The sequence below is a fragment of the Streptomyces fuscigenes genome (assembly GCF_021556455.1).
GTDB classification, from domain to species: Bacteria; Actinomycetota; Actinomycetes; order Streptomycetales; family Streptomycetaceae; genus Streptomyces; species Streptomyces fuscigenes.
In genome coordinates this window covers 1-18,187 of record NZ_JAKGCV010000076.1, presented here as the reverse complement: position 1 = coordinate 18,187, position 18,187 = coordinate 1, and the positions used below count along the sequence as shown (strand labels likewise).

The 18,187-nt window shown below is 69.2% G+C and carries 14 protein-coding genes, 2 tRNA genes and 1 pseudogene; 10 read left to right on the top strand and 7 right to left on the bottom strand.

Translation table 11 applies throughout. The features are described 5' to 3' along the window. On the bottom strand, window positions 1-1,887 hold a 1,887-nt coding region (locus L1885_RS09920; protein ID WP_235796658.1), incomplete at its 3' end, for a PAS domain-containing protein. Window positions 1,888-2,384: 497 nt separating this feature from the next. Then, window positions 2,385-2,861: an SSI family serine proteinase inhibitor gene (locus L1885_RS09910; protein WP_235796657.1), complete on the bottom strand. Its 477-nt coding sequence runs from the start codon at window positions 2,859-2,861 to the stop codon at window positions 2,385-2,387. Between the two features lie 343 nt (window positions 2,862-3,204). On the opposite strand from L1885_RS09910, the gene L1885_RS09905 reads away from it, so the two are divergent. Together L1885_RS09905 and L1885_RS09900 are read left to right on the top strand one after the other, a co-directional pair. Continuing rightward, window positions 3,205-3,296: transfer RNA gene (locus L1885_RS09905), tRNA-Ser, on the top strand. Between the two features lie 168 nt (window positions 3,297-3,464). Continuing rightward, a tRNA-Arg gene (locus L1885_RS09900) sits at window positions 3,465-3,537 on the top strand. 91 nt (window positions 3,538-3,628) lie between these two features. On the opposite strand, the gene L1885_RS09895 is transcribed toward L1885_RS09900, so the two are convergent. Beyond that, window positions 3,629-4,321 (bottom strand): site-specific integrase, encoded by a 693-nt coding sequence (locus L1885_RS09895; protein WP_235796659.1) that lies wholly within the window; start codon window positions 4,319-4,321, stop codon window positions 3,629-3,631. 102 nt (window positions 4,322-4,423) lie between these two features. Between L1885_RS09895 and L1885_RS09890 the strand changes: the two are divergent. Further along, a pseudogene (locus tag L1885_RS09890) lies at window positions 4,424-4,832 on the top strand (XRE family transcriptional regulator); the annotation flags it as partial. Window positions 4,833-4,834: 2 nt separating this feature from the next. Beyond that, complete coding sequence (locus L1885_RS09885) at window positions 4,835-5,305, top strand: NUDIX domain-containing protein (protein WP_235796656.1); 471 nt, start codon at window positions 4,835-4,837, stop codon at window positions 5,303-5,305. A gap of 42 nt (window positions 5,306-5,347) precedes the next feature. Here L1885_RS09885 and L1885_RS09880 read toward each other — a convergent pair whose 3' ends face one another. After that, window positions 5,348-7,528 carry an ATP-dependent nuclease gene (locus L1885_RS09880; RefSeq protein WP_235796655.1) on the bottom strand — a complete coding sequence of 727 codons (2,181 nt, stop codon included), beginning with the start codon at window positions 7,526-7,528 and terminating at the stop codon, window positions 5,348-5,350. A 388-nt stretch (window positions 7,529-7,916) separates the two neighbouring features. Between L1885_RS09880 and L1885_RS09875 the strand changes: the two genes are divergently transcribed. Then, window positions 7,917-9,188 carry a PIN domain-containing protein gene (locus L1885_RS09875; protein ID WP_235796654.1) on the top strand — a complete coding sequence of 424 codons (1,272 nt, stop codon included), beginning with the start codon at window positions 7,917-7,919 and terminating at the stop codon, window positions 9,186-9,188. A gap of 552 nt (window positions 9,189-9,740) precedes the next feature. Continuing rightward, window positions 9,741-10,430: a hypothetical protein gene (locus tag L1885_RS09870; protein WP_235796653.1), complete on the top strand. Its 690-nt coding sequence runs from the start codon at window positions 9,741-9,743 to the stop codon at window positions 10,428-10,430. Window positions 10,431-10,738: 308 nt separating this feature from the next. On the opposite strand, the gene L1885_RS09865 is transcribed toward L1885_RS09870, so the two are convergent. Continuing rightward, a complete protein-coding gene (locus L1885_RS09865) occupies window positions 10,739-11,479 on the bottom strand; it encodes a Type 1 glutamine amidotransferase-like domain-containing protein (RefSeq protein ID WP_235796652.1) in 741 nt (246 codons plus the stop codon). A gap of 334 nt (window positions 11,480-11,813) precedes the next feature. Continuing rightward, window positions 11,814-12,293, bottom strand: a complete 480-nt coding sequence (locus L1885_RS09860) for a MerR family transcriptional regulator (RefSeq protein WP_235796651.1) — start codon at window positions 12,291-12,293, stop codon at window positions 11,814-11,816. A gap of 538 nt (window positions 12,294-12,831) precedes the next feature. Here L1885_RS09860 and L1885_RS09855 point away from each other — a divergent pair. The 4 genes from L1885_RS09855 to L1885_RS09840 all read left to right on the top strand — a co-directional run bounded on the left by L1885_RS09855 (window position 12,832) and on the right by L1885_RS09840 (window position 17,425). Then, window positions 12,832-13,965, top strand: a complete 1,134-nt coding sequence (locus tag L1885_RS09855) for a DUF2797 domain-containing protein (RefSeq protein WP_235796650.1) — start codon at window positions 12,832-12,834, stop codon at window positions 13,963-13,965. 122 nt (window positions 13,966-14,087) lie between these two features. After that, complete coding sequence (locus L1885_RS09850; RefSeq protein WP_235796649.1) at window positions 14,088-15,191, top strand: amidohydrolase family protein; 1,104 nt, start codon at window positions 14,088-14,090, stop codon at window positions 15,189-15,191. 235 nt (window positions 15,192-15,426) lie between these two features. Then, a complete protein-coding gene (locus tag L1885_RS09845) occupies window positions 15,427-16,296 on the top strand; it encodes a response regulator transcription factor (protein WP_235796648.1) in 870 nt (289 codons plus the stop codon). Window positions 16,297-16,516: 220 nt separating this feature from the next. After that, window positions 16,517-17,425, top strand: coding sequence for a TetR/AcrR family transcriptional regulator (locus L1885_RS09840; RefSeq protein ID WP_235796647.1), 909 nt, complete (start codon window positions 16,517-16,519; stop codon window positions 17,423-17,425). Window positions 17,426-17,596: 171 nt separating this feature from the next. On the opposite strand, the gene L1885_RS09835 is transcribed toward L1885_RS09840, so the two are convergent. Next, window positions 17,597-18,067 (bottom strand): PPOX class F420-dependent oxidoreductase, encoded by a 471-nt coding sequence (locus tag L1885_RS09835; RefSeq protein WP_235796646.1) that lies wholly within the window; start codon window positions 18,065-18,067, stop codon window positions 17,597-17,599. Window positions 18,068-18,187: the final 120 nt, after the last annotated feature.

Here is an 18,187-nt window from a genome sequence, read left to right as displayed (position 1 = left end):
GCCCACCGGCGAGTCCAGGAACGCGTCGGTCGACGACCGCCGTGCCCGACGGCGTCCGCCCCCGCCGCCGGCGGTGGTGCCGGGCGCGCCGGTCGCCTCCTGGTACGGGGTCGGCGGTGCCGCGGGAACCGCGCCGCCGCCCTGGCCGAGCGGCAGTTCCAGCACGAAGGCGCGCCCGCCCATGCCGGGCACCTCGTGCGTCTGGAGCCGCCCGCCGTGCGCCCGGAGGATGCCCTGGACGATCGGCTCGTGGACCGGGTCGCCACCCGCGAACGGGCCGCGGACCTCGATCCGGACGGTGTTGTCCCGCTGCGCGGCGGCGACCAGGATCGTCGAGTCGCCGTAGCCGCCCGGCTGGGGCTGCTGCTGGCGCGTACGGCCGGTCGCGTCGACCCCCGCCACGTCGGCGATGAGGTGCGCGAGCGCCGTGGCGAGCCGGCCGGGGTCGACCTCCGCCTCGATCGGCGGGGCGTGCACGGCGAACTGGACGCGGCCGGGACCGATCAGCTCGACCGCGCCGTCCACACCGGCGGCGACCACGCCGTCCAGCAGGACCGGCACCTTGGTGAGCTGCTCGGTGCCGTCGTCCAGGCGCTGGTAACCCAGCACGTTGTCGACGAGCGTCGTCATCCGCGCGTACCCGGCGGCCAGGTGGTGCAGGATCTGGTTGGCCTCGGGCCACAGCTGCCCGGCCGGATCGGCGGCGAGCGCGCCGAGTTCGCCGCGGAGCTCCTCCAGCGGGCCGCGCAGCGCGTCGCCCAGCACGGCGGACAGCTGGGCGTGGCGCGCCGAGACGAACTCGTACCGCTCGGTGAGTTCCTCGATCTCGGCCGCGTACCGGTCGCTGCGGTCGGCCAGTTCGGCGACCGCGGCCTCCTCGGTCTCCAGCAGCTGGGCGGTGAGCCGCTCCTCCACCTCGTCGCGCTCGGCGGTCAGCCGCCGCTCCGTCGCGTCGAGTTCGTCGGTCAGGCGGCGCTCGGTCGCGGTGAGCTCCCCGGTGAGGCGGTCGGTCTCGGCCTTCAGCTTGGCCGCCGCGCTCTCCTTGAGCTCCTTGACCTCGTCGGCGTGGCCCTTGAGCAGCTCCTCGTGGGCCCGCCGGTCGATGAACGTCATCACCGCGCCGACCAGTTGGTCGCCGTCGCGCACCGGCGCCGTGGTCAGGTCGACGGGGACGGCCGAACCGTTCTTCGCCCACAGCACCTGCCCCCGCACCCGGTGCTTTCGCCCGGAGCGGAGCGTGTCGGCGAGCGGCGACTCGTCGTACGGGAACGGGTCGCCGTTCGCGCGCGAGTGCAGGACGAGCGTGTGCAGTTCACGCCCGCCGAGGTCGGTGGCGCGGAACCCGAGGATCTGGGCGGCCGCCGGGTTCACGAGCACGACCCGGCCGTCGGTGTCCGTGCCGACGACGCCCTCGGACGCCGCCCGCAGGATCATCTCGGTCTGCCGCTGCGAACGGGCCAGCTCGGCCTCGGTGTCGACCGTGCCGGCGAGGTCCCTGACGACCAGCATGAGCAGCTCGTCACCGCTGTAGCCGCCGCCGGGGTCGCGGTACGCGTCGCGGCTGTCGAGGCTCGCGCTCGTCACCTCGACGGGGAACTCGGCGCCGTCGGTGCGCCGCGCGGTCATCCGCGTCGGCTTCGTACGGCCCCGCGCGTCCGTGGAGGCGGGACGGCGCATCGAACCCGGGATGAGCTTCGAGTCGAACTCGGGCAGCAGATCGAGCAGGCCGCGGCCGACGAGCGCGGTGCCGGGAGACTCGAACATCTCCAGCGCGATCGCGTTGGCGTTGACGACGGTGCCGTTCGCGTTGACGAGGACGAGTCCGTCGGGCAGCGCGTCGAGTATGGCTGCGAGACGAGCAGCGCCTCGGGATGGCCTGCTGCTCACGACGACGCTTCCTCCCTGACCCACTGCGCTTTGCGGACCTGCCGCGGGCCCATCTTGCCTGCCGGGACCCCGCCTGTCACGGGAGGAAGTCTATGCGCTGGGGATGTGCGGGCGACGGCGGATCGGGGATGTGCGGGCGGCGTGCAGGCAACGGCCGGCCGGCTCGACAGGATGCCCATCCCACGCGCACGACCTCTCCACGCCGGGACGGCGGCCCGGAGGGGGCGGGCCGGGGCGCAGGTCCGGGGGGTGGAGGGGCGGGCGCGGGGCGGGACGCGGCGGGGATGGGGCGGGTGAACAAAGGGGGGTGCGGGGGGCAGCGAGAGGGACGCGTGGAAGAGGTGGAAGAGGGGGACGCGGGACGGCGAAGGGGACGCGCGAGGCAGGGGAGGGCGCGTGGAGCAGGAGAGTGGGAACCAGCGGTCGCGCGCGGGGTGCGAGGGGCCCTGCGCGGGGCGCGGGCAGGGGGACGAGGACGTTCCTGGCCCGTGTCCGCTCTACGCCATGTCCGGGAGCACCGGTACGAGCCGGCGCCACCGCGCGATCTCGCATCCGTTGGCCCGGTCGAAGGTGGCGTCCACCGCGCGGCCGTTCCAGAAGCCGGTCACGTGTGCGGTCTCGGGCCCCCCGTAGATCTGCGTGCACAGCCGGCCGGCCGGCACCGGCGCGAACGGGTCCCCGCCGTCGAGCCGGATCGACTCGAGCCGGTCGCACGCGGCGGCGGCGTCGGGGTGCGTGCCCCCGACGGGCGCGCACCGCAGCTCGTACGTCGTGCCGGAGCCGTCCGGGCCGCCGAGGCGCGAGCCCGAGGGGCCGGACACCACGACCGTCAGCGCGTCGGGCACGAAGACGCCCGGCGCCGCTGCGGAGGCGCCGGGCGCGGCGGCGGCCAGCCCGGCGAGGGCGACGGGCACCAGCGACAGGGCGGCCAGGAACGAAGACGCCGGCCTTCGGCGGCCGGAGCCGGACGACACGGGGGACGCGGGGGACGAGGGGGACGCGGGGTCCGGCGACTGGACGCGGGAGGTGGCGCGGGGCGGTACGGAGGACGGAGCGCGCGGCGGGACGGGGAGGGCGGCGGCGGGGAGGGGGCGGCGAAGCGTGCGACGCGACAAGGCGACTCCAACAGGTGCGGTCCCGGCCGGGCCCGTGGCGGGTCCCGGCTCTTACGGTGACCAACGCGGCAGCGGCCCGGACGTTGCGCTTGGCGAGTGCTTTGCCATGCCGTGGGGCCGCCCGGTACGGTGTCTAGCGATTGGTGAGCGCCCCCCGGGGTGTGTCATCATCTGCACAAGACGCCCGCGCGTGCGCGGGCGAGGAGGCGTCGCCTAGTCCGGTCTATGGCGCCGCACTGCTAATGCGGTTTGGGTCTTATACATCCATCGAGGGTTCAAATCCCTCCGCCTCCGCACTCGGAAGCCCCGGCCAGCAGGCCGGGGCTTCGGTCGTTCCGGGCCCCGGCGCGGGCAGCATCTCCGCAGGTCAGCGCGGCGCGGCCAATGGATTTCACCTGGAGCCGCAGGTCATGTAATGTTGTTCTCGCACCGCAGGAGGGAACGAAAGATCCCGCCGAGCGAGCACTCGTAGCTTAACGGATAGAGCATCTGACTACGGATCAGAAGGTTGCAGGTTCGAATCCTGCCGAGTGCACAGCAGGCCAGAGGCCCTCAGGAGAAATCCTGAGGGCCTCCGGTTTTTGCCTTGACGGCAGTGTCTGACGGCAACCGCGTTCGGGAGCCGATCAGCCGGCCATGGGGATACCGGCCGTACCGTCGTCATCGTCCGGAGCGTTGCCGTCACCCCTCAGGGCATCCCCGACGCGATCGAACGCCGAGCGCTGCGAGTCGAGCCGTACGAACGTGTAGATGTCCATGGTCACGCGGATCGAGCTGTGGCCGAGGACTTCCATGATCATGCGAGCGTCGGCCCCCTGTTCGTGGAGGAGGGACGCGCAGGTGTGTCGCAGGTCGTGGAAGCGGATCCGGCGGACGTCGGCGCGGATGCTCAGAGCCTCGAAGGACCGGTTCAGGTTGCGCGGCTCGATGGGGGTCCCGTTCCGGGTGGTGAAGACGAGCCCGTGACCAGTCCCCTTCCAGATGGACCCAGCTGCCTTCCTGTCGGCGGTCTGCTGGGCACGCTGAGCGCGGAGCGCGGTGACGCACTCGGCCGGCAGGGCCACGCGGCGGGCCGAGCGCTGCGTCTTCGGCGCGACGATCAGCAACTCACCGCCAACCCGCTGCAGGGCCTGCCGGACGGTGAGGACACCCTCGTGGAGATCCACGTCCGACCAACGCAGCCCGAGAATCTCGCCGCGTCGCAGGCCGATGCGGACCGCCAGCTCGTATGCCGCCCAGAGCCGGTTTTCCCGAGCCGCCGCCAGGAGCTGACGCCCCTCCCTGGCGGTGAGCGGTTCGATCTCTCGCTTAATTCCCATGCTCAGCTCCACGTTCCGGGCCACGTTGCGAGGCAGCTCGTCTTCCCGAACGGCGTGCTGGAGAGCGGCACGCATGATCACCAGCAGGAATCGCACGGTCCGGTGCACGAGGCGTACCCGAGACTCAACGAGCTCTTGAAGGAGCGAGCGGCCGAGGGCTGCGCAGTCCGCATCGCAGTCGGCGACGCGGACAGCGCAAACGTCCAACAGCGCGGCGAGGAGGAGAAGTTCGGCCACGGAATCCAGTCCCCGTTGCCGTCTTGCGCTGATGCACTATCGCCCCGTCGTTGGGGTACCAGGCGTTGAGGTGCGGACCCATGCCACGACGCTCTACAACTCGATTTACCGGGTTGACGATCAGGCACTGGTCAACGCTCATGTTTGGGGTGTGAATGCCTACAGGGCCCCTGTCTGGCATCTGCGCCGAAATGGAGAGGGCGGCATGTTCGACACGTACAGCGACAGCTTCGCTGAAGTGTGGGCGACCGCGACGCCAGTCCCAGGAGGGTGATCATGGCACGCACTGAGTTCTACGACGATCCAGACGCTCCCAAGCCGAACAGCTTGGTCGTTGCCGCGTCCGCGGTGGTGACTGACGACGAGGGAAGCATTCTCCTACAGCGCCGGCGAGACAACGATCTCTGGGCGCTGCCGGGTGGCGGCATGGAAATGGCCGACTCGCTGCCAGGAACGGCCGTCCGCGAAGTGAAGGAGGAAACGGGTCTGGACGTGGAGATCACCGGGCTCGTCGGGACCTACACCGATCCGCGCCACATCATCGCTTACACGGACGGCGAGGTGCGTCGACAGTTCAACATCTGCTTTACCGCCCAAGTGATCGGCGGACGACTCGCGATCTCCGACGAATCTACGGAGCTGCGATTCGTCCCGGCGGAGGAGCTGGCTCATCTGCCTATGCATCACACGCAGCGGCTACGGCTTCGGCATTTTCTAGAGCATCGTGATGGGCCGTACCTCGGCTGATGTCGTACACCCTGTCACGACATGCTCAGCACCGGATTTCCGTCATCTCGTATTGCTCAGCCCCTCGGTCTCGATTGCTGGTGAAGTTTCCAACGAAGGGGAATAGTGTTGGTGCGGCAGAATACTTTCGCCGAAGAAGTTGGCAAAAATGAGATCGAACTCGCATGTCTCGCCTTCCTTGCCGGCATTCACTAGCTGTCGAATCTGGTGAGAGTCGGTAAACTCGTCACAGTATTCCTGTGCGGCGCGGAGCTTATCTCCTGATGCAGGGCGAGGGTAGTAGGCTTCGATTGCGCCCTTCGAGAGAACGTAAACTCTCTCTTTTCTGAGTGCTTCAATGACCAGCCTCTGTTTATCGGCCACGGGTCCGTCTTGCAGCTCCTTCAGCACCTTCAAGCGTGCATCACGGGTAACCGCTTGCTGGAAGAAGTTGTCTACGAGGTTTTCTAGATCTTCCCATGTGCATTCGCGGGCCTTGAAAAGTTCTCCTTGCTTTTTCGTCTCGGCCCAAAGTTCCTTGATGGTGGGCGAATCTTTGATCTTCCGGAGCTGATTTCCGGAAAGGTCCGTTTCGCTAGCGTGGGTCCCGGCCAGCATATTACCCACGTCCTGCATCAGATCGTTGCGCATTGCAGTAGTTTGAGTTGATGCTCCTAGTTTATCGAATCCCTCTGTGAGGGCGTCCAAGTCTACTAGTGCGGAAACGGATACGCCAAAGCGCTCGAAGAATGATCGATACCGCTTGATATTGTGCTTTCCGCCCACTCGAGCAATCGCAACACTCTTCTTGGCGAAATCCCAGGAGGGATTGAGGGTGCGAGCAATATGAGGAATCACGATATGATCGCTGTCTCCCTCGACCAGCAGGATTGATTCACAGAAGAAGGCTGCATCGTTATTTTCCTGCCTGACCATCTGGAACTGATCTTTTAGGCGGAGATCGGAAAGGTCTACAGGGTACGCCTTTGCGCAAGGCGGTGTTACCGATCGATCCTTAATCAGCTTTACGAAGGTTCCTGTTGCCTGAGGGCTAAAGAACGCTGAAGAATGAGTGCTCACCATGACGTGATTGTCTGTCGCGAATACCTTCAGAGCCTCAAAGAGTTGAATCTGGGCACGCGGGTGGAGGAACAGCTCGGGCTCTTCGAACAGTAGAAGGTAGGGGCGTGGGGTCATAGATGGGTCGGACATTCGCTCTTGACTTCTCAAGTCAGCGTATGCCCGGAGAATTGCGAAGGTGACAGACCTGCGAAGACCGTCCCCTTTGCTTTTAAACCCGCTTCGGACGCCATCGTCGATTGCGATATGGGCATTGTTCAGAACGCTCTTGAGGTCTGGCGGAGGGATTTCAATCCTAATTGACGTATCTGGGAATGCTTCTTGAAGATTCCTCTCAACGGCCTGCTCAACTGCGATTACATCTTTCAAGCGATCATCGACTTCTGCGCCATCAACCTCGGTGACGTTCAGAAGGTTCTCTAGCGTGCTGAATAGTGCGTCAATGCTAGCCAGTTTAGGTTTGATTGTATTGAACAGGATCCCAATCAATTTGCCGAAGGAAGCTGTCTCGGCAGTCTTCAAGTCATCGGAAAGGTCTTTAACGGCTGGGATGTAGATAACTTCAGGAAGCAGTGCGTGGATGGATTTATCCATGCCCGTTACAAGGGGGATGTCATCGGGCTTCTTCTGATCGTCGGGAAGTGCCGCGACCAATTTTTCAACTTCTTCTCGAACTTGCTTTTGTGTTGGGCGGGCAGGGAGGACTTCAGCTAGGTCTGGAATATGGAAAACTGCACTTTCGCGAAGTTCTTCTCGTGCCTTCTTTGCTGTTACCTCGGTGATTGCGTCAGGCCAGTACCTCTTATCGATCGGCATGGGTGCGACCATCCGCAATACGCCCTTTCCCGGTTGTGAATAGATGCGAGAAAGGGAAAGTCTGCCTTCGGATACGTGTTCGGCGATGCGGGACCGGTGCTCATCAGTGAGTCGGCCTAGATCCTCGTCCTTGATTTCGTCGAAGGTTACCTCTACTCGAATGGAATCTTCTTTGTTGTAGAAGTCGCTGTCGCGGAGCCCGGGATTGTTGAAGAAGACGTCGAGTGCTTGTAGAACCGAAGACTTGCCAGCGTTGTTTTCCCCGATGATGCAGCTGAAGTTTGCCATTGGGATGCTGAGTTCTCGGATGCCACGGAAATTTTGGATGGCAATTTTTGTGATCTGCATGTACGCATCCCTGGTGTTGCTGCGGCTTCTTGGCGCTACTGCTGCTGGCGTGGCAGTAGAAGCAACTTATAGACCTGTGTGTCTTGGTGTAGGCGCTTTGTGGTTATATCCGGATAGTCCCGTTTAGTGGGTTTTGTGGAAGAGATGGAAGAGGCCTGGGCTCTGGTTCACGGCGAGTAGGTCAACGTCGAAGCAAAGCCACGCCAGGAGCCGAGAGGGGCAGAGGGGAGTGCGCCGACGAAGGCGTCCCCGTCGAGGAGACGCACTGCCGTGCATGCAGCGAGGGGGCGCGGGCCGCACTGGTGTCAAATCTTGCTGCGCTCGAGGTTCTGATCCTGAGAGGGTTCGCTTTGTGCAAGTTGGACCGGAGGCGACGGAGGCACCGAACTTGATCATTCTGGACACCAACATCCTCTGGGGCGTGACGCTGGACAACAGCACCGCCGACCTCTTTCGTGCGTTCGCGGCGGCCGATATCCACGTCGCCGTCCCGTCGGTGGTCCTGGAGGAACTGGCCTCACAGCGCACTTTGGAGTACGTCGCGGCGCACGATTCGGCGACTTCAGCGATTGCGCAGCTGGAGCGGCACGTTCCGTGGGGAGGGGTCCCCAGCCTCGGCCAACTCGACCAGGAGCGGCACCGGGAGCACTGGCGGGACGTGTACCGGCACATGGTCGAGGTCATCGAGCCGAGCGCGGAGGTACTTCGGACGGCGCTCTTCCGGGAGTCCAACGTCCTCGCGCCGTGCAAGCGGCTCGGGAAGGGCGAAAAGACCGGTTCCCGTGATGCTGCGATCTGGCTAACGGCTGTTGAATATGCGCGCAGCCACAAGGACGAGACGATCTATTTCGTCAGCGCAAACACGAAGGACTTCGGCGACGGCAAGGAGTACCCGGAGCCGATGAAGACGGACCTCACGGGTATCGAGGACCGTTTCGTTCACCTCACGTCTCTGGACGACGTTGTAGAGCTCTTTGCGAGGCCAGCCGAGCTGGACGCGGAGTTCCTTTCTGAGCTCTTGGCAGGCGAGGAGTGGATCGCACTAGTCACAGATGCTCTGTCCGACCACCTGCCGGCGTTCGATCCCAACGACGACGCGGGATGGCCGAAGCTTCGTCTTGCCTACACCCCGCTCGGGGACGGTGCGAGTGCAACGGAGGACCGCCCCGCGTTGGGGTGGTTCGACCCGCCCACGCTCACCTTTGGCGGCGCCTCAGACATGACGGCCCACAGCATCGGCGGTCAGGACTGGTACACAGCCACGGTCCGATGGTTCGCCTCCAGCTTGATGAAGCTGACCGGGCACGGGCTCACTCCAGCGGCGAACGTTCTGGAGACTCGTGTACTCGTGACTCAGGACGAGAACGGCCCACGCATGTCGATCCTGCACAGCCAGCCTCCCCGGGCTCTCACTGCCGAGGAAGTCAGTCGCGTTCCCAACACGTGGACCAACTGGGAGCAAGAGCTAGCGATTCGATTCCCATCCAACTCGTTTGCGAGCCGAGGCTCCGTCAGTACTCCAGTCTTTGATCAGCCAGGTTCGCCACAAGACCCCACCAAGATGGCAGTCCTTCCCCAGATCGACTCGCCAGTCGAGGCCATTGCCGCCCTGATCACGCTGGCCGCCGTTGGCTGGGCGAATCGAACCAAGGCGAAATAGGCAGCGTCCTGGCCGTTCTTGGGATCGCAGAGTTTCTGATCGAAAGCCCGACGGTGCGGCCGGTCTCAAGTTCCAGGGCAGAGTCCGGCCAGACAGGCGGCGAGACTGCACCTGAAGTTTGACGGCAGGGGTGACGGCAACGACGGCACACCAAGGCACGTCATCGCAAACTCCGGCGACCAGCCCTGGAGACTGTCCGGGCTCGTTGTCGGATACTGCCCGATCCTACGGATCAGAAGGTTGCAGGTTCGAATCCTGCCGAGTGCACAGCAGGCCAGAGGCCCCGAGAGATTGTCTCGGGGCCTCTGCCGTTGTTCGTGCGGCGGCTCTATACAACCGCCTCCCGTGCATGCCCGGGACAACTCGTCGATCGAATGCGCCGCCGTCTCGGCGCCCGCCGGGACTGGCTCTCCACCGGAGCGGCCGGTGCCGGCGCCGGGGCTCCCTCCGTGCGACAGCAATGCGCCACCACGTGGTGGCGGTGTCCGGTTTCCCCCGCAGACGACGACCGCTGGTACCCGGCCCGTAGGACGGCAGGGCAAGATGAGACGCATGGGGAGCGTGCGGTTCACAGAGCTGTTTGAACAGGGACGAGACGCATGCCTGTCCGACAGGACCTCGTGCCAGGAGCCTCCCGAGGAGGACGGCGGCCGCTGGGGCCTCACAGTGGCCCTGCGCCCCGATCCGTCAGTCGCGCTTCGCATGGAGCGCCTGACCGCGGAGGCCATGACGGTGGCGGGAGACTCGCACTGGCCCACCGGCGGCGCGGTTTCCTCGCACTTCACCGTTCGCACGCTGGAGCGGTACCGGCGAGGCATACGCGAGGACGAGCGGCTCCTTCGGTATCGGGCGGCAATACGTACGGCGGCCGGTCGGGTGGGCACCGTCCGGCTGGAGCTGACCGGACTCACGCTCACACCGGCGAGCGTCATGTTGTGCGCATCGCCGTCCGGGGAGGCGGCCGAGCAGTTCGCTGAGCACCTGGCCGAAGATTTGGCGGACGACGGCTGGTTCGAAGCAGGCTTCAGGCGGGACATCTGGTACGCGAACCTCGTCCACTTCACAGGCCCCCTCGCGAATCCCCAGGCCCTCGTCGATTGGGTGGACGCCCGCCGCGGCCTTGCGTTGGGGGCGAGCGTCCACAGTTGCGTGCATCTCGTCGCCTGGTCGTTCGACGGTCGGCGGATGGTGCCGGAGACTCTTGGGAAGGCGGACCTGGGGACTCCTTCGGCCACTCGCTGAGCCCGGCAGGCGGCGATCTCGTCACGACGTTGGCGAACGCCGCGTGTTGCGGGGTGCGCAACGCGGTCGCCCGGTGGCCGGCGGTGGCCGGCCCGGCGCGGCCCGGCCCGGGGCGGTTGGGCGGGCGTCCTGGGGACTTCCCCGCCCGGACGCACGCCCCGATCCAGGCCCGGATGTACGTCCCGACCCCGTCATGGCGGACGCGTCCGAGGATGCGAACGACGGGGTCTGCTACGCGCACTCCTGTGCGGTCGGCCGCTGGTTGACGGAACCTCGGTCCGATCCGCGGCCAAGGTCGGGGTGGTCCCTCACTCCCGCGGCGACGGAAGCAGCCGTGGGGGCAGTGCGGTCTCGGTCGCCCGGCCGTCCTCCCGGATCACCTCGTGGGCCAGCGCGTTCGGGACCTCGGTGACCGCTTCCGTGAGGGTCGTTCCGTGGTAGACGAGACCGACGCCGTCGTCCGTGCAGTGGGTGGTGGGGAGGGTTCCGTCGGCGACCAGTTCGTGGACGAGCCGGCGCCTGCCGGGGTCGGAGTCGTAGTGCACGCCGTTGCCGTACGGCAGGAGGCCGAGGCCGTTCGTGACCGGGCGGAGCTCCGGGCCGAACGAGTCGGTCGTGCCGCCCTCGTACCAGCAGATCGAGCCGGCGCTCACCCCGCTCAGCACGACACCGGCCTGCCAGGCGCGGCGCAGGATCCCGTCCAGGCCGTGCACGCGCCAGACCGCCAGCAGGTTGGCGACGGAGCCGCCCATGACCCAGACGACGTCCTGCTCCAGGACCGTCCCCTCGACATCGTCCAGGTTCGGCATGGGGAAGAGCTGGAGAGGCGTCAGATCGAAGCCCGCCACGCGCGCCGCCTCGGCGGCCCTGGCCGTGAAGTGTTCGGCGTCGCCGATCGCCGTCCCCACGTACATGATGCGGGGTCTGCGGCCGTGGACCCCGGACAGATCGACCGCGTGGTGGACCAGGGCGCCGAAGGAGACCGCGGTCCGGTGGCCGGGGCGCAGGCCGCCAGACGTGGCGAGGATGGTGGGGTGGGGGGCCGTCATGGGGCGGGAGCCTAGCGCCGGCGCACGCGGGCGCCTGAACGGCGGTGCGCGGACGGGGCGACGGGAGCGGTCGTGGCCCCCTGGCGCGTCGGGGGTGCCGGGGCGTCACGCGAGCGTGGCGCTGCCCGGCCGGTGGGGGCGTCGGGCGAGCGCGGCGGCGTGCCCGGACGATGCGGGGCGGTGGGGCGTCGGGGGTGCGGGAGCTGGGGACGGCCGCGCGTCGGCGTGCCGGGACGGCAGGTGGCGGGCGCGTTTCGAGCGCTGGGCGGCCGGCGTGGGGCGTCTGCGGGTCAGCGTGTCGAGCGCTGGGCGGCCGGCGCGGGGGGTCCGCGGGTCAGCGTCCCGGGCGGGCCACCCTCGCGGCACGGGCCCGCAGCGTCTCGGCGAACTCCTCGGCCCGCGCGAGCTGGACGCGCAGCTCCGCGGCGCGGGTCGCCGTTGCTTCTTCGAACTCTGCCAGGCGGGCAGCCAGTCGCGCCCGCTCGGAGGCGTCCGGCGGCTCGGGCGCGTCCAGCCGGTCGGTGACCGCGAGGAGTTCACGCATCTGCTCCAGCGTGAACCCGAGCGGCTTCATGCGGCGGATCACCATCAGCCGCTGCACGTCCCCCTCCGTGTAGAGGCGGAAGCCGCCCTGCGACCTCGCCGACGGCGTGACCAGGCCCACGTCCTCGTAGTGGCGGATCGTGCGCAGGGACAGCTCGGTGCGCGCCGCGACCTCGCCGATCTGGACGTGCGTGCCCGGCGGGAGGGCGCCGGGGGCCCCCGGGGCTCCCGGTGTGCCGTCCGGCGGCGTGCCCGTGCTCTGTGCCGGCATGCCCGTGCTCCCGTCGTGTTCCACGTGCCCCGAGCGGCCTGTCCGCACCGTGTCCGTCCCCTCTCGTGTCCGTCCGTGTCCGTTCGCCCGCGAGAAGCATGTCAGCACCCGGCGGCTCGGCCGCCGCTGACGGTGCCCGGGCGGGGCCATCCGGGGCCGTCCCGGCCACCCGTACGTGAGGCAGGCGCGGCGGACTCACGGCGTCCGGGTCCGTGCGGCCCCGTTCGCGGCCGGGGTGAGCGCGTCCGCCGTGCCTGCGAGGCACTCGCGTGTCACAGGAGGCCTACTCCAGGTTGAATTGCCCACATATCGACCCTACGTCGGTCGCGTTTGCCCCCTGACGGGGTGCCGCTGTCGCGGGGCGCGGGGCGCAGGGCGCGGGGCCGTGGGACTTCCGGACTGCGGGACTGCGGGACTACCGGACTGCGGGACTGCGGGACTGCGGGACTACCCGACTGCGGGACTCCGCGTTCGTGGTGGCGGGGTGCCTGCGAGCGGGCGAGGCCCGTTGTCAGTGGGTGGTCCTACGCTCGGGGGTGTGTCGGACACATGGCGTTGTGCCGGGCTCCGGTGGGGTGGCGACGGCTCCCCCCGGCCTCGGCTGGTCTGGGAGTCCCACCGGTCGTCGGGGCCGGAGCGGGAGGACGGGGGTGTACATGGTGGGAAGCAGGGCGGCAGAGGTGTCGCGAAGCGGCTGAGCGAGCTGGTCCCTGGGCGTGAGCTGGCATTCCGCGCCGTGGGCCCGCGCCGGTGCATCGGCGCGGGACGGGAGCGGTGCCCGCTCGCGGCCGAGGTGTCCGCCCGGAGCACGGGGGCCCAGTGCTCCGAGTGCGCACGCCTGGACCGGCTCCGGTCCGTCGCCGCCGACACGATCGCCGACGATCCGCGTCCCTACCGCGTCTATCTGGCGTGGTTCGGTCCGGGGATGCGGAAGGTCGGCATCACCGCGGAGGCGCGTGGTCCCGCACGGCTGCTCGAACAGGGCGCCGTCACCTTCAGCTGGCTCGGCCGCGGCCCGTTGATGGCGGCGCGCCGTACGGAGGAGCTGCTGCGTGCCGCGCTGGGGGTGCCGGACCGCATCCCGTACGCGGACAAGCGCGTGGCGCGTGCGGATCTGCCGCCGGAGCAGGCGCGGGCGGCGGAGGTCGCGGAGCTGCACGCCCGTGCGCTGGCGCTGCCGGGCTGGCCGGGATCGCTGGAGCCGCTGGCGTTCGAGGCCGTCGACCACGCCCGCGTCTTCGGTCTGGAGCGCGGGCCCGAAGGGGACGGGTCGACACCCTCCGCCGTTCCGGTGGACGCCGTGGTGTCGGAGCTGGTGGACGGGGGCGCGATCGCGGGACGGCTGGTCGCGGTGGCGGGGCCCGACCTGCACGTCGCGGTCGCGGGCAAGGGCGTCGTCGTCGTGGACAGCCGCCTCATGCGCGGCTGGGGCCTGGAGCGGGTGTCCACCAACGACGCGGCGCCCTCGGCACCGGCACCGGCCTCGGCGTCCGCCTCGTCGTTCAGACCGGATCCGGCGCCCGCATCGGATCCGTCACCGACATCGGATCCGACTCCCGGCGCGGCTTCGGCTGCCGCCTCGACTTCGCCTGCCGTCTCGGCCGAGGCCGGGCAGTTGCTGAGCCTGCCGGTCCGTGAGCTGCGCCGCGGGGTCCAGGGCGGCCTGTTCTGAGGAGCGAGGGCGCAGCGGCGCGGCGGTGGGCCGGGAGCTGCCGTGTCGGCGCCGCGGTGCCCGGGGGAGCTGCCGCACATGCGCCGTGGACAGGGAACGGTGGTGGTACCCAGAGTGGGTCCATGAGCGAGCGAGGGCGGGACGGACAGGGCGGGCGGGACGGGCACGGTGCGCAGGAGGAGCGGGGCGCGCGGGGCCGGGGGACGACGGCCGCCGCGGACGAGCAGCAGGCGGTGCGGGCGTTTCGGGAACGGGTGGGGCTGCCCGGTCTCGTCGACGTGCACACGCACTTCATGCCGGACCGGGTGCTGAAGAAGGTGTGGGCGTACTTCGACAGCGCGGGGCCGCTGGTCGGGCGCGCGTGGCCGATCACGTACCGGCACGAGGAGGACGAGCGGGTCGCGCTGCTGCGTGGATTCGGCGTGCGCGCGTTCACGTCGATGCTGTACCCGCACAAGCCGGGCATGGCGACCTGGCTGAACGCGTGGGCGGCGGACTTCGCGGCGCGTACGCCGGACTGCCTGCGGACGGCGACGCTGTTCCCGGAACCCGGCGTCGAGGCATACGTGAAGGAGGCGGTGACGGGAGGCGTCCGCGTCTTCAAGGCGCACGTCCAGGTCGGCGGGTACGACCCGAACGACCCGCTGCTCGACCCCGCCTGGGGACTGCTGGCCGACGCGGGCGTACCCGTGGTCGCGCACTGCGGTTCCGGTCCCGTGCCCGGCAACTTCACCGGCCCGGGCCCCGTCGCCGAGCTGCTGGCCCGCCATCCCCGGCTGCGTCTGGTGGTGGCCCACCTGGGGATGCCCGAGTACAGCGAGTTCATGGCGCTGGCGGAGCGGTACGAGGAGGTGCGGCTGGACACGACCATGGCGTTCACCGACTTCATCGAGGAGAGCGCGCCCGTCAGCAGGGACCCCGAAACCCTCGGGCGTCTCGCCGGCCTGGGGGACCGGGTGCTGCTCGGGACGGACTTCCCGAACATCCCCCACCCGTACGTGCACCAGCTGGAGGTGCTCGAACGCCTCGGGCTCGGCGACGACTGGCTGCGCGCGGTCTGCTACGGGAACGCGGCGGCGCTGTTCGGCCTTGACGGGGGCAGTGCCGGCACCCAGGGGCAGGGCCCCACCGGCACCCAGGGGCAGGACCCCGCCGACACCCAGGGGCCAGGACCCCGCCGACACCCAGGGGCAGGGCCCCACCGGCCGCGCGGACCACGCCGATGACCCGGACCACGCCGACGACCCGGACCACGCCCGGGCCGATCCGGCGGTCGCCGGTCCCCCCAGCCTGTAGACGGCCGGCCGGACCGGACCGGACCGGGGGCCCGACCGCGGCGGGCCGGGACGGGCCGGGACGGGCCGGGACGGGCTCGTGTCTGAAAAGTTCCTGAGGGTTTTCTCAGGCAATTCACAGAAAGCGGCAAGACGGCTCTCAGAGGGCCTGCCGAAGGTGAGGAGTATGACGCTGACCTCGCCCCGCGGGCGCACCGAAATGCTGAAGCCGGACGGGAGTCCCGTCCGCGTCCTCGTCGTCGACGACGAGGCGTCGCTCACCGAACTGCTCTCGATGGCCCTCCGGTACGAGGGGTGGGAGGTGCTCAGCGCCGGTGACGGCACCTCCGCCATGGACTCGGCCGGGGACTTCGCCCCCGATGCGGTGATATGGGACGTCTCGCTCGCCGGTGCGGTGGCGGCCGGTGCCCCCGCGGAAACACCCGCGGGTGCCGCGGGAACGCCCGGCGGCGCCCCGGGTGCCACCGGCTCCACGGAAGTTTCCGGCGAAGGCCCCGGCGGGGAGAGCGGCGACGCGCGCGCGATGCTGCGGCGGCTGCGCAGCGAGCTGCCGCAGGTGCCCGTCCTGTTCCTGACCACGCGCGACGGCGTCGAGGAGCGGATCGCGGGGCTGACGGCGGGCGGTGACGACTACGTCACCAAGCCGTTCAGCCTGGAGGACGTGGTCGGCCGGCTGCGGGGGCTGATCCGCCGGTCCGGGGTGGCCACGGTACGCAGCGAGTCGATGCTCGTCGTCGGCGACCTGACCCTCGACGAGGACAGCCACGACGTGACCCGCGGCGGCGAGTCGATCCACCTGACGGCCACCGAGTTCGAGCTGCTGCGGTACCTGATGCGCAATCCCCGCCGGGTGCTGAGCAAGGCGCAGATCCTGGACCGCGTGTGGTCCTACGACTTCGGCGGCCAGGCGAACGTGGTCGAGCTCTACATCTCGTACCTGCGCCGGAAGATCGACGTCGGACGCCCGCCGATGATCCACACGCGGCGCGGCGCCGGATACCTGATCAAGCCGGGAGAACCCGGCACCACCCGCTGAGGTCGGGCCGTCCCGGGGGAAAGCGAGACGAAAGGATCACCACCAGCCACGGCATAACATCCGGAACCGGGTGGATCATGGGAGATGTACGGGAAGACGCACGGGGGACGACCCGCAGGGCCGTCGTCCGCGGCTGACGCTGAGCGCGTCCGCCGTCCGCCCCGTACAACCCGCAGAAGGTCCGGCACCACCCGGCCGGAGTAACCGAGGAGGCTGGCCCATGGTCGCCGGAACCGATCGTGCGAAGCGTCCAGCCCGGACGAGCGTGTGGCTCGACGACAGTCCGCGGGTGCGGGGGCGGCGTCACGAGCGGGCCGAGCAGCCGCCGGTCGCCGGGGCGGGCACGGGCGACTCGACGAGCCTGGACCGCGACCGGATCACCGAGGTCTCCGTGGCGCTGCTGGACGCGGAGGGGCCCGAGAAGTTCTCGATGCGGCGGCTGGCGTCCGAGCTGGGCGTGACGGCCATGTCGCTGTACTGGTACGTCAACACCAAGGACGACCTGCTGGAACTGTCCCTCGACCACGTCTTCGGCGAGGTACGCGTCCCGGACGGTACGGACATGGCGGCGGGCGCGGACGGTACGGACATGGCCGCGGGCGCGGGTCCGGACTGGCGCGAGCACCTGCGCGCCCTCGCGGCGAGCTACCGGTCCGTGTTCGTGCGCCATCCCTGGGCGTCGCCGCTGATCGGCAAGTACCTCAACATCGGGCCCTGCGCGACGGTGTTCTCGAACGCGGTCCGGGCGGTCGTGCGCAGCACGGGTCTGCCGGCGTACCAGCAGCGGGGCGCGATCTCCGCGGTCTTCCAGTTCGTGTACGGGTTCGGCACGATCGAGGGCCACTTCGTGCAGCGCTGCGCCGACGCGGGGCTGAGCCAGGACGAGTACTACCGCCTGGCGATGGGGTCGATCGGTGAGCAGATCGAGGAGCGGCCCGGCCTCAGAGAGGCCTTCGCGAAGCCGGGCGGCCTGATGGAACCGCGCGGCGGCGCCACCGTGCGCGAGATGCGCGAGCGGGACTTCGGCATCGCGCTGGACCTGCTCGTGGCGGGCATCGAGGCCCTGGGGACCCGGGCAGGCGACCCCGCGCCGGCCGCCGGCGGCACGGGCGCGACCTCCGACCAGTAGCCGGGACCCCGCGAGTCTGTCCTGCCAGGGCGGCCCGCCCGAGCCGAGCTGACTCCGGCCCGGAGCCGACTCCGCCGCGGACCCGACTCCAGCCCTGCCCCCCGGGGGGCCAGACGTCCGGTCCGGGTCAGACCGCCGGCCCGGACCCGGCCAGGCGCCCGGCCCCCGGCCTCAGTTGTCCTGCGCGAGATGGGCCGGGAAGCCGCCGGTGGACAGCGGGCTCCAGCGTTCCGGCGTGATGCGGATGATCGACTTGCCCTGCTTGACCATGGCCGCGCGGTACTCGTCCCAGTCGGGGTGCTCACCGGAGATGTTGCGGAAGTACTCCACGAGCGGCTCGACGGAGTCGGGGCTGTCGATGACCTCGGCGGTGCCGTCGATCTGGACCCAGGCGCCGTTCCACTCGTCGGACAGGACGATCAGGCTGACGCGGGGGTCGCGCTTCGCGTTCCTGGTCTTGGCGCGCTCGGGGTAGGTGGAGACGACGACGCGGCCGGAGTCGTCGACCCCGCAGGTCAGGGGCGAGCCCTGGGGGCGGCCGTCGGCCCGGGTGGTGAGGAGGATGGCGTGGTGCCGGGGCCGGACGAAGGCGAGGAGTCCGTCCAGGTCCACGACGGTGTTCGTTGCGATGTTGGGTGCCATGGCGGCAGCCTACGACCCGCCGGGCGCCCGCCGCCCCGCGAGGCCGGGCCTCCGGCGCGCGCCCTCCGGTGAGCGGGAGGCGGGACGTCGGCCACCCCGCGAGCGCCCGGCCCGGGCCCC

Coding starts and splice junctions, on each gene's coding strand:
- L1885_RS09895 (WP_235796659.1), bottom strand. CDS start 4,321: ATGGGAATTAAGCGAGAGATCGAACCGCTCACCGCCAGGGAGGGGCGT.
- L1885_RS09885 (WP_235796656.1), top strand. CDS start 4,835: ATGGCACGCACTGAGTTCTACGACGATCCAGACGCTCCCAAGCCGAAC.
- L1885_RS09880 (WP_235796655.1), bottom strand. CDS start 7,528: ATGCAGATCACAAAAATTGCCATCCAAAATTTCCGTGGCATCCGAGAA.
- L1885_RS09870 (WP_235796653.1), top strand. CDS start 9,741: ATGGGGAGCGTGCGGTTCACAGAGCTGTTTGAACAGGGACGAGACGCA.
- L1885_RS09865 (WP_235796652.1), bottom strand. CDS start 11,479: ATGACGGCCCCCCACCCCACCATCCTCGCCACGTCTGGCGGCCTGCGC.
- L1885_RS09860 (WP_235796651.1), bottom strand. CDS start 12,293: ATGCCGGCACAGAGCACGGGCACGCCGCCGGACGGCACACCGGGAGCC.
- L1885_RS09850 (WP_235796649.1), top strand. CDS start 14,088: ATGAGCGAGCGAGGGCGGGACGGACAGGGCGGGCGGGACGGGCACGGT.
- L1885_RS09845 (WP_235796648.1), top strand. CDS start 15,427: ATGACGCTGACCTCGCCCCGCGGGCGCACCGAAATGCTGAAGCCGGAC.
- L1885_RS09840 (WP_235796647.1), top strand. CDS start 16,517: ATGGTCGCCGGAACCGATCGTGCGAAGCGTCCAGCCCGGACGAGCGTG.
- L1885_RS09835 (WP_235796646.1), bottom strand. CDS start 18,067: ATGGCACCCAACATCGCAACGAACACCGTCGTGGACCTGGACGGACTC.